This window comes from Actinocorallia aurea (assembly GCF_054783995.1).
Map to the genome: position 1 here is coordinate 178,946 of NZ_BAAGPQ010000008.1, position 12,418 is coordinate 191,363.

13 protein-coding genes are annotated in these 12,418 nt (G+C 70.9%); 5 read left to right on the forward strand and 8 right to left on the reverse strand.

Annotated elements, in window-relative coordinates:
* Window positions 1-22: 22 nt before the first annotated feature.
* Window positions 23-1,624 carry a peptide chain release factor 3 gene (locus ACYVOM_RS10965; protein WP_460303169.1) on the reverse strand — a complete coding sequence of 534 codons (1,602 nt, stop codon included), beginning with the start codon at window positions 1,622-1,624 and terminating at the stop codon, window positions 23-25.
* 69 nt (window positions 1,625-1,693) lie between these two features.
* Complete coding sequence (locus ACYVOM_RS10970) at window positions 1,694-2,272, reverse strand: hypothetical protein (protein WP_460303170.1); 579 nt, start codon at window positions 2,270-2,272, stop codon at window positions 1,694-1,696.
* 41 nt (window positions 2,273-2,313) lie between these two features.
* On the opposite strand from ACYVOM_RS10970, the gene ACYVOM_RS10975 reads away from it, so the two are divergent.
* Together ACYVOM_RS10975 and ACYVOM_RS10980 are read left to right on the forward strand one after the other, a co-directional pair.
* Window positions 2,314-3,090 carry a TVP38/TMEM64 family protein gene (locus ACYVOM_RS10975; protein WP_460303171.1) on the forward strand — a complete coding sequence of 259 codons (777 nt, stop codon included), beginning with the start codon at window positions 2,314-2,316 and terminating at the stop codon, window positions 3,088-3,090.
* Between the two features lie 58 nt (window positions 3,091-3,148).
* Window positions 3,149-3,973, forward strand: a complete 825-nt coding sequence (locus ACYVOM_RS10980; RefSeq protein WP_460303172.1) for an NAD-dependent epimerase/dehydratase family protein — start codon at window positions 3,149-3,151, stop codon at window positions 3,971-3,973.
* Between the two features lie 249 nt (window positions 3,974-4,222).
* On the opposite strand, the gene ACYVOM_RS10985 is transcribed toward ACYVOM_RS10980, so the two are convergent.
* Entirely contained in the window at window positions 4,223-4,570 is a 348-nt protein-coding gene (locus tag ACYVOM_RS10985) for an ATP-binding protein (RefSeq protein ID WP_460303173.1), read from the reverse strand.
* Window positions 4,571-4,785: 215 nt separating this feature from the next.
* On the opposite strand from ACYVOM_RS10985, the gene ACYVOM_RS10990 reads away from it, so the two are divergent.
* Both ACYVOM_RS10990 and ACYVOM_RS10995 read left to right on the forward strand, forming a co-directional pair.
* Window positions 4,786-5,673, forward strand: a complete 888-nt coding sequence (locus tag ACYVOM_RS10990) for a helix-turn-helix domain-containing protein (RefSeq protein WP_460303174.1) — start codon at window positions 4,786-4,788, stop codon at window positions 5,671-5,673.
* 16 nt (window positions 5,674-5,689) lie between these two features.
* On the forward strand, window positions 5,690-5,881 hold the full coding sequence (locus ACYVOM_RS10995; protein ID WP_460303175.1) for a DUF397 domain-containing protein: 192 nt from the start codon (window positions 5,690-5,692) through the stop codon (window positions 5,879-5,881).
* 70 nt (window positions 5,882-5,951) lie between these two features.
* On the opposite strand, the gene ACYVOM_RS11000 is transcribed toward ACYVOM_RS10995, so the two are convergent.
* The gene (locus ACYVOM_RS11000; protein ID WP_460303176.1) at window positions 5,952-7,394 is read right to left on the reverse strand and encodes an MFS transporter; all 1,443 of its coding nucleotides are present in this window, start codon (window positions 7,392-7,394) and stop codon (window positions 5,952-5,954) included.
* Between the two features lie 137 nt (window positions 7,395-7,531).
* Window positions 7,532-8,452 carry a proline dehydrogenase family protein gene (locus ACYVOM_RS11005; RefSeq protein ID WP_460303177.1) on the reverse strand — a complete coding sequence of 307 codons (921 nt, stop codon included), beginning with the start codon at window positions 8,450-8,452 and terminating at the stop codon, window positions 7,532-7,534.
* Between the two features lie 89 nt (window positions 8,453-8,541).
* Between ACYVOM_RS11005 and ACYVOM_RS11010 the strand changes: the two genes are divergently transcribed.
* Window positions 8,542-9,558 (forward strand): PucR family transcriptional regulator, encoded by a 1,017-nt coding sequence (locus ACYVOM_RS11010; RefSeq protein ID WP_460303178.1) that lies wholly within the window; start codon window positions 8,542-8,544, stop codon window positions 9,556-9,558.
* Here ACYVOM_RS11010 and ACYVOM_RS11015 read toward each other — a convergent pair.
* The 3 genes from ACYVOM_RS11015 to ACYVOM_RS11025 form a co-directional block, all read right to left on the reverse strand.
* Window positions 9,546-10,397 carry a sulfotransferase family protein gene (locus tag ACYVOM_RS11015; protein ID WP_460303179.1) on the reverse strand — a complete coding sequence of 284 codons (852 nt, stop codon included), beginning with the start codon at window positions 10,395-10,397 and terminating at the stop codon, window positions 9,546-9,548. The genes ACYVOM_RS11010 and ACYVOM_RS11015 overlap by 13 nt on opposite strands.
* A gap of 90 nt (window positions 10,398-10,487) precedes the next feature.
* Window positions 10,488-11,243: an EI24 domain-containing protein gene (locus tag ACYVOM_RS11020; RefSeq protein WP_460303180.1), complete on the reverse strand. Its 756-nt coding sequence runs from the start codon at window positions 11,241-11,243 to the stop codon at window positions 10,488-10,490.
* Window positions 11,244-11,534: 291 nt separating this feature from the next.
* Entirely contained in the window at window positions 11,535-12,398 is an 864-nt protein-coding gene (locus ACYVOM_RS11025; protein WP_460303181.1) for a hypothetical protein, read from the reverse strand.
* Window positions 12,399-12,418: the final 20 nt, after the last annotated feature.

Below are 12,418 nucleotides of genomic sequence, written 5' to 3' on the forward strand. Positions count from 1 at the left end.
ACAAATGTCAGCGCGCGCCGGGCTAGTACTGCCCGGCCGCCAGCATCTGCTCGATCTTCAGGTCCGGGAACTCCCGCTCGATGGCGCGCAGCCGCCACTTGTCGGCGAACAGCACCACGAGGTCGCCGGTGAGGGACCGGGTGAAGACCTCGACGCCGCGCATCTTGGCGAGCTGCTCGGCCGACTCGGCGTCGGTGAGGCGGCACTCGGAGAAGTCCATGCCGGTGAGGTTCACCGCCGAGTTGAACTCGTGCTCCATCCGGTGCGCGACGACCTCGAACTGCAGCGGGCCGACCGCCGCGAGGATCGGGGCCTGCTCGCCGCGGATGTCGCTGCGCAGCACCTGCACCGCGCCCTCGCTGTCGAGCTGCTCGATGCCGCGCCGGAACTGCTTGTACTTGCCGACGTCCTTGGCGCGGCACACCATGAAGTGCTCGGGCGCGAACGCCGGGATCGCCGGGTACTCGACCTTCGGGCCGTCGTAGAGGGACTCGCCGACGGTCAGGCCGTGCGTGTTGGGCAGGCCGATGACGTCGCCCGGGTACGCGGTGTCGACGGTCGTGCGGTCGCGGCCGAAGACCGTCTGGGCGTGCTTGGTGACCAGGCCGCGGCCGGTCGAGCTCTGGGTGAGGGTCATGCCGCGCTCGAAGCGGCCCGAGCAGACCCGGATGAAGGCCAGGGAGTCGCGGTGCGCCTTGTCCATGCCGGCCTGGACCTTGAAGACCTGGCCGGAGAACGGCGCGTCCAGCGGACGGCTTCCGCCCCCGGCGTCCTTGCGGGCCGAAGGCGGCGGGGCATAGGTGGTGAGGGCGTCCAGCAGGGCGCTCACCCCGAACTGGGGGAGCGCGGCGCCGAACAGGACGGGCGTGGAGATCCCGCCGGTGAAGGCCTCCTCGTCGAGCTCCGCGCCGATCTCGGTGAGGAGGGTCAGCTCCTCCATCGCGGTCTCCCAGACGTCCCCGAGCTCGGCCGCGGCATCCTCGGCCGACATCCGGACGGCCTGCGCCTTGGCGCCGCCGATGCCCGGCACGAACTTGGTGAAGGAGCCGTCCGCCCGGCTGATCAGGCCGCGGAAGTCGCCCGCGATGCCGACCGGCCAGTTCAGCGGGGCAGCGTGCAGGCCGATCCGCTGCTCGATCTCGTCGAGCAGCTCCAGCGGCTCGCGGCCGGGCCGGTCCCACTTGTTGACGAAGGTCAGGATCGGCACGTTCCCGTGCTTGCAGACGTCGAACAGCTTCAGGGTCTGCGTCTCCAGGCCCTTGGCCGAGTCGAGCAGCATGACCGCGCCGTCGACGGCCGACAGGACGCGGTAGGTGTCCTCGGAGAAGTCGGCGTGACCCGGGGTGTCCAGCAGGTTCAGCAGCGCGCCGTGGTAGTCGAACCGCAGCACCGACGAGGTGATCGAGATGCCTCGGCTGCGCTCCATCTCCATCCAGTCGGAGGTGACGCCCGCGCGGTCGCCCTTGCCGTGCACCGCGCCCGCCGTCGAGATCGCCGCGGCCTGGACCGCGAGCGCCTCGGTGAGCGTGGACTTGCCGGCGTCCGGGTGGCTGATCACGGCGAAGGTGCGCCGTCGCGCGGCCTCGGCCGAGACCTCGTCGATCTTCGCCTTGACGGTGGACACCCTGTAACCCCTCTCCGGACGGAAGCCAGCCTTCCCACTCTAAGGTCAGCGGGGTCTTGCTCCGGCCGGTCAGGCCTCTTTGGCCCGGCGGTAGGCGAGCACGTCATCCCGGCGGTAGAGGCGGCGCACCCGGCCGCCCTTGAGGGCCACCTCTTCGACGGGCGCGGGCCAGCCCTTCGGAGGGCGGCTCGCGTAAACCGTCACCGAACCGGGGGACAGGCCGAGCAGCCGCCCCGCCTCGGCAAGGGTGATCAACGCGTCCGGGTCCGCCTCCGGCTCGTCGGGCAGCGCGTCGTACCAGGCGGCCCACGCGTCGCCGTCCCAGTAGAGGGCCTTGCCCCGGACGAGGGCGGGCTGAGGGTGCCCGTTCGTCTCCCGGGCCGCCCACAGCTCCTTCAACGCGTGCTTGGACAGCCCGTGCCGGGCGCCGAGCTCGTCGCGGGACAGAAGGCCCTCGGGAGCCTCAGGGGCGGCTTCACGGGCGGTGTACCAGACGTGCCACGCGTCGGCGTCCCACGTCAGCGTGCGCCCGGCGGCCCCGTCGGGCTCGGGGTGGCCGTTCTCGGCGCGCTCCCTGAACCACTTCTCCAGGGTGCTGCGGCCGACGCCGTAGCGGGCCATGAGGTCAGCGCGGGTCACCGAGGTCACCGGCGCAGTCTGCCGCACCCGGCGGTTACGCTGCTACCACCATGAGCAGCCCGGCCACCGAGTCCGCTCCCCCCGGGGACCCGGCTCCCCCGCCCGCACCTGCGCGCCGTCCCGTCCTGAAGAGCCCCGCCCTGCGCTTCGCCCTGCTCGTCGCGGGCGTCGTCGCGGCTGCGGCCCTGTCGGCGTTCGTCCTGCCCGACCGGGAGGGGATCGCCGCGGCCGTCGAGGGCGCGGGACCGCTCGGCCCGGTCCTCGCCGTGCTCGGCAGCACTCTGCTGATCATGGCGATGTTCCCGCGCACCGCTCTCGCGTTCGTCTCCGGGCTGCTGTTCGGGCTCGGCCCCGGCATGGCCTACGTGCTGGCCGGGGCGCTGCTCGGCGCGAGCGCCGCGTTCCTCGTCGGGAGATCGCTCGGTCGCGAGTACGTCGACGCGCTGCTGGCGGCCCGACCCGGCGGATGGCGCGGGCGCGTCGCCGCCCGGCTTGCCGGGCTCGACGGCTGGATCGGCCGCAACGGGGTCGTCGGCGTCCTCACCGTCCGGTTCCTGCCCGTCGCCAACTTCGGTCTCGTCTCCTACGCCTTCGGCACCTCGGCCGCGCGCTACCGTCACTTCCTCCTCGGCACGGGTATCGGCGCGCTCCCCTCGACCTTCGGATACGCCGCGCTGGGCGCCGCCGTCTTCGGTGAGGACGCCGTTCCCGTGGCACTCGGCGTCCTCACCGGTCTGGGACTGCTGAGCCTTGTGGTGACCATGGGACTACACCGAGTGCGCAAACCCCGGACGGGGTGGTCGCCAGACAGCGTCAAGACGGGATAGCTTGGGCTTGGTCCGCAGGTGACCACACAGAAGTGAGACTCCTGGAGGTCCCCCCAATATGAAGATCTTTCTTGCCGGAGCCACCGGCGCGGTCGGCCGCGCCCTGGTGCCGAAGCTCGTCGCGGCAGGCCACGAGGTGTCCGGCACCTCGCGGCGGCGCGAGAGCGGCAAGCTCATCGAGGAACTGGGCGCCCACCCCGTCATCGTCGACGTGCTCGACGCGCGCAAGCTCAAGAAGGCCGTCAAGGCCGAGCGCCCCGACATCGTGATGCACCAGCTCACCGACCTGTCCGACCGCGACTTCGAGGCCAACGGGCTGCTGCGCATCAACGGCACCCGCAACCTCGTCGACGCGGCCAAGGCGGCGGGCGTCGAGACGATGATCGCGCAGAGCATCGCCTGGCTGTACGTGCGCGGCGAGGAGCCCGCGGTCGAGACCGACGAACTCGACCCGACCCTGCCTCCGTACAAGAGCGTCGTCGCGCTGGAGGAGGCCGTCGCGGAGATGCCGCGCGGCGTCGTGCTGCGCTACGGCGCGTTCTACGGCCCGGGCACCTGGTACGCCGCCGACGGCCGCATCGCGGCCAACGTGATGGACGGCGAACTGCCGCGCGGCCCCTTCTGGACCTCGTTCATCCATCTCGAAGACGCGGCCGACGCGGCGGTGGCCGCCCTCGACTGGGAGGCCGGCATCGTGAACATCGTCGACGACGAGTCCGCGACCGCCGACGAGTGGCTGCCGGACTACGCCGCGGCGCTGGGCGCGCCCGAGCCGAAGGCGCGCAGGCACGCGGCCGCGACGGGCCGGCCCGTCTCCAACGCGAAGGCCAAGTCGCTCGGCTGGGCTCCCGCGCACCCGACCTGGCGCGGCCGGCTCATCTGAAGCCCGGCGCCCCGGGACCGGACCCCGTGTGGACCGCTCCCGGTGCCGGGCTCTGCGGCGCCCGCGCGTTCCGCCTGCACCGGTGCCGTGGCAGAGCCGGGCCGTCTGCCTGCCCCGTGCCCGGACGAAGGCCCGGACGAAGGCCCGAACGCGGCGTAGGTCGGGCGGGGCCGGGGCCGTGCCCGTCTCGACGTGCAGGCTTTCGACGTGCCAGCTTGAGGCATGCGCTCGTCCGGGCGTGCGCGGCGGTCAGAAGCCGACGGTGAACCAGAAGCGCAGCCGGGTGTCCGGCAGGCGCTCCCAGCCCCATTCCTTGGCGAGGGCGTCGAGGATGAAGAGCCCTCTGCCGCTCTCGGCGTCGCCCGCCGGGTCCCGGCCGGGCACGGGGTCGCCGCCGCCGCCGGCGTCCACGACCTCCACCAGCACCTGCTGGTCGCGCAGTTCGGCCCCCAGCTCGATCCGGCCGCCCGGGGTCGCGTACAGCACGCTGTTCCCGAACGCCTCGGACAGGAGCTGGACGGCGGCGTAGTGGGCCGGGTGGTCCTCGCCCAGCCATTCCGCGAGCCATCTGCGCGCCACCCGTGCCTGCTCGGGCATCCCCGGCATCGTGACGCGCGTGGCCGTCAGCATTGTCGTTCTCTCAACATCGGCCGGTCCATCGCCGGAACCCCCTGAGATCCGCTCACGCAGCGCAGTCCGTGTCGCTACGCTCTGAGTGTGGGACGCGACAGGGCGTCATGTAAAGCGCTTCGCTGGAATATTCCAAACTGGGCCTCCCCCGGGCCCGGGACGAGGGACGCGGGAGTGTCCACATGGTGATGGGACGGACAAGTCCGACGGTCCGCAGGCGGCGTCTGGCCGCCGTGATGCGCAAACTCCGAGCCGAGCGGCAGGCGAATCTCGACGAGGTGGCCCGCGGTTCGAACGTGCCGCGCACGACGGTGTACCGGATCGAGCACGCCACCCACGCGCCGAAGGTCAACGACGTGCGGGCGCTGTGCCTCTACTACGGCCTCGCCGACGACCATTCCGAGCAGTTGATGACGCTGGCGCGGGAAAGCCGCCTGCGCGGCTGGTGGCAGAAGCCGCGTTCTTCCATTCCGATCTGGTTCGAAACCTATGTCGGATTGGAAGAGGAAGCGTCCGACATTCTCATCTATGAACATGAACTGATCACCGGCCTGGTCCAGACCGAGGACTATTTCCGGGCCCTGCTCAAGGTCGATCCACTTCTTCCCGGGGAAAGCCAGCTCGAAAAGGATCGCCGCGTAGAAGTTCGGACAAAGCGCCAGGAAAGGATGCGGGGTCCGGACGCACCGCGATTGTGGATCATTCTCAACGAGGCGGCCGTGCGGCGCGCCGTCGGCGGTCGATCGGTGATGAAAGTCCAGCTGGAGAGGCTGATCGAGCTGTGCGAGCCGCGCAATGTGACGTTGCAGATCCTGCCTTTCTCGGCAGGCGCGCACGCGGCCGTCGACGGAAGTTTTCATATATTGAACTTTCCCGCGCGACGTGATCCCTCCATCGTGTACCTTCAGTTCCGCCGCGGCTCGATCTATCTCGAAGAAGCCGCGGATCTCCTGGAATACACGCAGATCTACGATCAGCTCCGCGCGGTCGCGCTCTCCCCGGAATCATCCGCGGAACTCATCCGGCAGATCATCGCCGAGGATGGCGACGCGCGCGGACCGAACCCATGAAGGAAACAGACGAAAAATGTCGGAAAACTCTCGCGTCGCCTGGCGGAAGAGCAGCCACAGCGCCCAGAACGGCGCCTGCGTGGAGGTCGGCACGGCCGCACGCACCACGGCTGTCGGGGTGCGGGACAGCAAGAACCCCCAGGCGCCCGCGCTGGCGTTCGCCCGCCCGCCCTTCCGCACGTTCGTCTCCGCGGTGAAGGCCCTCTGAAGGCGCTGAACGCCTGACGCGCCCGGCGCGGCGCCCCAGGAGGGCGCCGCGCTGCGGCAGTGGACCGGGGTCAGTCCCGGTGCCGCAACCCGTGGACGACGGCGACCAGTGCCGCGCCCACCGATCCGACCAGCACGATGTACAGGCAGAGCACGTAGTCCCCGATGGTCGGCACGAGGCCGCCGCCGGTGAGGATGGCAGCCCCGATCGCGGCCGAGACGCTGCCGCCGGCGGTGCGCACCAGCACGTTGATGCCGCTGGCGATCCCGCTGGAGTCCATCGGGACGTGCTGGACGGCCAGGGTGCCGATGGAGGCGTAGGCGATGCCGAAGCCGAGGCCCTGGAGGAAGTTGAAGACCAGGAAGTCCTGCGTTGTCGAGTGCAGCAGGGCCAGGTAGAGGTAGGCGCCGCCGGCGATGGCCGAGCCCAGCGCGAGCGTGTACGCCGCGCCGATGCGGGCGGCGAGGCGGCCGCACAGGAACGAGGCGCCCACCATGGCGACGGTGTTCGGCAGCGCCAGCAGGCCGACGGTGAGGACCGTTCCACCGAGACCGTAGCCGACCTTTTCCGGGGAGGCCTGGACGAGCGCCGCGATGAGGGTGAACGACCCGTACATGGAGAAGCCGAGGAACACCGAGGCGACGTTCGCCGACAGCGACCTGCGGCCGGCCAGGATGCTCATCCGCACCAGCGGTTCGGCGACCTTCAACTCCAGCACGACCCAGCCCGTGCCGAGCACGAGCGCGGCGCCGAACAGGCCGAGGACCCCCGGCGACGTCCAGCCCCAGCCGTTGCCCTGACTGATGGCCAGCAGCAGGCAGACGAGCACGACGGCCAGCAGTGCGGCCCCCGCGATGTCGGGCCTGCCGCCGTGGCGCACCCCGCCGTTCGGCACGACCGAGGCGACCAGGGCGAACGCGAGGACCGCGGCGCCCGCGGCGACCCAGAAGACCGGGTGGTGGTCGGGGGTATGGCTGGAGATGAGCCCGGTGATGAGCATGCCGACCGCGCCGCCGACGCCGAGGGTCGCGCTGACGATGCCGATCGCGCTCATGACGCGCGGGCCGGGGAACGTGTCGCGGATGGTGCCGATGGCGAGCGGGATCATCGCCGCGCTGACGCCCTGCACGGCCCGGCCGGCGATGAGGACGCCGAGATCGGCCGACAGCGCACAGATCACCGATCCGGCGGCGAGCAGGCCGAGGGTCAGGAGCATCATCGGCTTCTTGCCGTACATGTCGCCGAACCGCGACAGCAGCGGCGTGGCGACGGCTCCGGCGAGCAGCGAGGCGGTGAAGAGCCAGGTGACGGAGGTCACCGGGACGTCGAAGGTGGCCGAGATGGTCGGCAGCAGCGGGATGACGAGGGTCTGCTGGATCGAGACGACCGATCCGGCGAGGGCGAGGGCGATGAGGGTGATCCAGACGGACCTGCCCGCTGGTGCCGCCTCACCCTGAGTGGGTTGTCGTTCCTTCTGATCGGTGGCCGTCGCGTCGGGGACGGTACTGGTCAAGGGGGCTCCTGCCGGGGGTCGAGCGAAGTACTTACTTAGGTTAAGTAACATGCTCGGCCCCCGGCGGGCATTCCCGGGTAGCCCGTTATGGCGTCGAGTGATCGAGATGTCACTCGCCGTCAGGATCGGCTGAGCCGTCAGGAACGGGTGGTGAAGGAGCGCAGGAAGAACACGAGGTTGGCCGGGCGCTCGGCCAGGCGGCGCATGAAGTAGCCGTACCAGTCGCCGCCGTAGGGCACGTAGGCGCGGACCCGGTGGCCCTCGTTGACGAGCCTGTGCTGCGCCTCGGTCCGGATGCCGTAGAGCATCTGGAACTCGTAGGAGTCGATCGTCCGGCCGTTGCGGGCGGCGAGGGTCTTGGCGATCTCGATCATGCGCGGGTCGTGGCTGCCGATCATCGGGTAGCCGTCGCCCGCCATGAGGATCTTGAGCAGCCGCACATAGTTCCTGTCGACCTCGGACTTGTCCTGGAAGGCCACCTCGACGGGCTCCTTGTAGGCGCCCTTCACCAGGCGGACCCGGGAGCCCTCGTGGGCGAGCGCCTTGGCGTCGTCCTCGGTGCGCAAGAGGTACGACTGGAGGACCGCGCCGGTCTCGGGGTGGTCCTTGCGCAGTTCGCCGAGGATGCCGAGGGTCGAGTCGACCGTCGTGTGGTCCTCCATGTCCAGGGTGAGGGTGCTGCCGACGGCGCGGGCCGCCTCGGCGACGCGCCGGGCGCCCTCCAGCGCCAGGTCCTCGCGCAGGGACTGGCCGAACGCCGACAGCTTCACCGACACGTCCGCCCGGGCGGCCAGGCCCTCGGTGCCCAGGGCCTCCAGCAGCCGCAGGTAGGCGTCCCGGTTGGCCAGGGCCTCGGCCTCGGTGGTGATGTCCTCACCGAGGAAGTCCAAGGTCACGTCGATGCCGTCGGCGGCGTTCGCGCGGACCGCGCCGAGCGCGTCGGGGAGGGTCTCCCCGGCCACGAACCGGTCGACGACGGGACGGGTCAGCGGGCTCGCCGAGACCACACGGCGCAGCGTCTGGCTGCGGGCGGCGGAGAGCAGGATCGGACCGAGCATGAGGGACACCTCCTTTTCGCGGATGTTCCCGACCCTAGGGAGGGCCACGCGCGGCGGCCATCGACAACGGTCACGAGTACTTTGGACATGTGTACGAGAGGGATTTCCAGGAGCTGACCGACGCCGTCTCGGATCTGCTCGGCGCTCCGGCCACCCTGGAGGACCGGGACTTCCGCCTGGTCGCCTTCGCCGCCCAGCACGGCGACCTCGACCCGGTGCGGCTCGGATCGATCCTGCGCCGCGGCTCCGACGCCCGGGTCAGGGCCTGGTTCGAGTCGTTCGGCATCGCCAGGGCCACGGCGCCGCTGCGGACCCCCGCCGACCCCGTCGAGGGGACCAAGGCGAGGCTGTGCCTTCCGGCGCGCCACCGGGGCGTCACCTACGGGTACCTGTGGCTGCTGGACGAAGGAGAGATCGGCCTCGACGACCCAAGGCTCGGCGCCGCCATGGAACTCGCGGCCGAGGCGGCGGCCAAACTCGCGGCCAGCCCGTCCCGCGCGCTGGAGGGCCTGCTGTCGGCGGCGCAGGAGGAGCGGGCGGCCGCGGCGGCGATGCTCGCCGGGCACCCTTTGGCGGGCGCCGCGTTCTCCGTGCTCTTCGCGCCCGGCGCGCAGATCCCCGCGGGCGTCCTCGGCACGGGGGACGTGCTGGTCGTGCGGGCCGCCGAGGCGCGGGAGTCCGCTGCCAGGCTGGGGGTTCCGACGGGGGTGAGCGGGCCGCGCAGGGGCCTCACGGCGGCCAGGGAGGCGCTGGAGGAGGCCAGGCTCGCCCACCGGGTGGCCAGGACCGTCGGCGGGCCCGTCGCGGCCTGGGCGGATCTGGGCCCGTACCGGATGCTGACCGCCCTGCCGGAACCCGACCCGGCCGTCGCGCCGCTGCTCGACCCGGCGCACGAGGCCCTGCGCGAGACCGTCGAGCTCTACCTCGACGAGGCGGGCAACGCCCAGCGCACGGCGGCGTCCCTCACGATCCACCGGCAGACGCTCTACTACCGGCTGGGCAGGGTGACCGCCCTCACCGGCCTCGACCTGGACTCAGGGGCCGACAGGCTGCTGCTGCACATGTCGCTGAAAGCGGCGCGGCTGCGCGGCGCTCAGGACAGGTAGCCCCAGGCGCGGGAGATGTCCCGCAGCTCGGCGGGCACGTCCTCCTCGCGCGGCAGCGGCCGGGCCGGCTGGACCCTGCCCGACTTGATGTTCTTGCTCCAGTCGCCGAAGACCGGACGGATCGGGCCGTGGTCCTGCGCGCCGTAGTCCAGCATCGACTCCTCCCAGGGCAGGCCCAGGTAGGCGCAGATCCGCTGGGTCTCGCCCGTCGGGTCGGCCGTGAGGTCCTCGTACTTCACCGTGACGCCGTCGAGCATCCGCCGGGCCTCCTCGACGCCGGTGACGTACGCGAGGACCTCCTTGACGACCGCGTCGTGGTCGGCGTTCTTGCGGCGGTTCAGCACCGACTCCACCACGGACGCGGGGTGGCGCAGGAGGAAGATGTAGCGGGCGTTCGGCCAGGCCGCGGAGATCCGCTGCCAGATCAGGGCGTTGCCCGGCGTCTTGTCGACGATCACGTCCTTGCCCGTGGACACCAGCTCGAAGTGCAGGATCCGGTCCCACAGCAGGTGTTCGAGCTCGGCGCGGTCGAGCCCGAGCGCGTCCATGACGTCCTCGGAGAACTCGCGGCTCGGCTCCACCTTGAGGGTGCGCAGGTGCAGTTCGTGCGGGGCGCGGATGCGCGAGTGGCTGTTCAGCAGCACGCGCAGGAGGGTCGACCCCGACCGTACCGAGGAGAGAAGGAAGACAGGAGAGTCGACAAGACGCGAGGCGGACCGGTCGGGCAGTGGCGCCTTCCGCTTGAGCGCCACGCCCGGAGGCCTCACGGCCTCCAGCAGGTGTGCTCCCCTGCGCCGGAGCGCCTTTCTCATCGCGTTGTCACGCTGTCCGTCCTGCATCCCTCACCTCGGGGTCGACCGCTCCTGCCCGGAGCACGCTACCGGAGACCGGAAAAATATGGCGAAAAGTTCCGGATAATCATCGTTCGTTCATGCAACCTTGAAGCCCGTTGATGTGTCGCGGTCGCAGACGTCCCGGGCCATCAGCGTGGCGCCGGCCACCGCCCCCGGCATGAACAGCACCGCGCCGAGCGGGATGAGGAACACCACCGCCGTCGCCGTGCCGAAGCCGAGCGTGCGGCCGCGCACCGAGCGCAGCACCGCGAACCGCGCCTTGCGGTGCAGCCCGCGACGGTCCATCGCGATGCCGGTGAGCTCGCCCGCGAGGAAGTACCCCGAGACGACCAGCGCGACCACCGGGACGACCGTCTGCCCGATCACCGGCACGAACCCGAGCGCGAAGAACACGACACCGAGCCCCAGCGCGATGACGCCGAGGATGAGCGCGTCCTTCGCGCCGCGCGCGACGCTCCGCCAGAGCGGCTCGTCGGACTCCGGCACATGCCCACCCAGGGAACGCTCGACGCGTAGCGAGAGTTCCTCGTAGAACGGGGCGCCGATCATCAGGGTGACCGCGGTGAAGAGAAGGAGCGAGACGAACGCGCCGCCGGCGAAGAGCGCGACCCCCGCCAGGATCCGGACGGAATCGCGCGCCCCCTTCGCCCAGTCGTCGGCGAACGGGGTGAGCCACTCGGCGAGGTCGTCGGCCTTGAACCCGAACCACACCAGCAGCCACCCGAACAGCACGAGCGTGAGGATCGCGGGGATCAGCCCGAACACCCACTGGGCCGGCCTCCTGGCCACCCAACCGATGCCGCGCCCGAGGTACCGCACTCCGTCGATCATCACTCCGCCTTCTCGTGTCCCGCGCTCAGGGCGAACCCCGGCCGCCTCCGGGCATTGTCCCCCGAAAGATCCCGCCGCCCCCGTCGGACGCCCGAGAACATCCCATGGTTCCCGAGTGAACTGTTTCGGTGTGGTCGGGCCGGTCCTGGGTGATCTTCGCTTTGCCGGACGGGGCGGATGCTCCGTCGCGGAGGAGGACCGGAGGTGAGGTTCGGCGCATCGCCGAAGGGGCGGCGACTCGACCTCGCGTAAGCGTTGGCGGCGAGTCGGTGCGCCGGGCAAGGGCGGTGCTCAGAACTCGTCGACGTCGGTGCGGCCGAGCAGGTTCTCGGCGTTGTTCAGCCGCAGCGACAGCTCCAGCTTGTGCGTCGTCAGCCGGGCCCTGTGCTCGCGGACGAGGCGCATCTCGTAGGCGGTGAGGATCGCCGTGCGCATCCCCGCGTAGTTCACCTGCGTCTTGCAGCCGACGTCCGCCGCCGCCGCCGACACCTCCGCCGGGCTCGGCGGCCCGGGCACCAGCCACCGCGCGTCGGAGGCGGCCTCGCCCGGCGACGCGTAGGAGTAGCCGGCGTCCCGCATGCAGTCCGACCATGCCTGCGTGACTTCGGCAGTGCGCGGATCCTTGTCGGCGAGCTTCACGGCCTTGGCCTGGAGCTCTTCCTTGGGCCAGAACAGATCGGCCGTACCGCCGAGCTGCCTGCGCCCTTCCATAAGGCAGCCTCCTTGCGGGACAGCCTTGCCGTCGTACTCGTTGACCTTGCCCAGCCACACGTCGTCCTCGTCCGCGGTGGCCGGACGGTTCTGCACGGGCGCCGTCGGCTCGTCCCAGCCGTTCGGCGAGAGCACCGGGCCGTACCCGAACTTCACCTGGTCAGGGTCGATGAGACCGAACATTCCGGGGTGGGCGATGATCGAGTAGCCGGGCTGGCGCTGCGGCTTCACCGGGTAGGTGAGCCCGAACCCTTCCATGCACTTGCGCCCCAGGTACTCCTCGGCGAGGACGATGTCGTCGTTCTCCTCGGTGCTGGGCGAGAAGTAGTCGAGCGGCAGCCGGATCTCCTCGTCCTTGGTGATGACCGAGACCGCCCCGAGTCCGGGAATCCCGTCCTCCGGCGGCGCCACGCCATCGGAGCACCCGTTGAGCGCGAACAGCACGACGGTGAGGCAGGCGGCCA

What these genes read in the sequence shown, in the direction of transcription:
- ACYVOM_RS11005 (WP_460303177.1), bottom strand. Translation starts at nt 8,452, where the DNA reads ATGCTCGGTCCGATCCTGCTCTCCGCCGCCCGCAGCCAGACGCTGCGC.
- ACYVOM_RS10975 (WP_460303171.1), top strand. Translation starts at nt 2,314, where the DNA reads ATGAGCAGCCCGGCCACCGAGTCCGCTCCCCCCGGGGACCCGGCTCCC.
- ACYVOM_RS10980 (WP_460303172.1), top strand. Translation starts at nt 3,149, where the DNA reads ATGAAGATCTTTCTTGCCGGAGCCACCGGCGCGGTCGGCCGCGCCCTG.
- ACYVOM_RS10985 (WP_460303173.1), bottom strand. Translation starts at nt 4,570, where the DNA reads ATGCCCGAGCAGGCACGGGTGGCGCGCAGATGGCTCGCGGAATGGCTG.
- ACYVOM_RS10990 (WP_460303174.1), top strand. Translation starts at nt 4,786, where the DNA reads ATGGTGATGGGACGGACAAGTCCGACGGTCCGCAGGCGGCGTCTGGCC.
- ACYVOM_RS10995 (WP_460303175.1), top strand. Translation starts at nt 5,690, where the DNA reads ATGTCGGAAAACTCTCGCGTCGCCTGGCGGAAGAGCAGCCACAGCGCC.
- ACYVOM_RS11020 (WP_460303180.1), bottom strand. Translation starts at nt 11,243, where the DNA reads ATGATCGACGGAGTGCGGTACCTCGGGCGCGGCATCGGTTGGGTGGCC.
- ACYVOM_RS11015 (WP_460303179.1), bottom strand. Translation starts at nt 10,397, where the DNA reads ATGCAGGACGGACAGCGTGACAACGCGATGAGAAAGGCGCTCCGGCGC.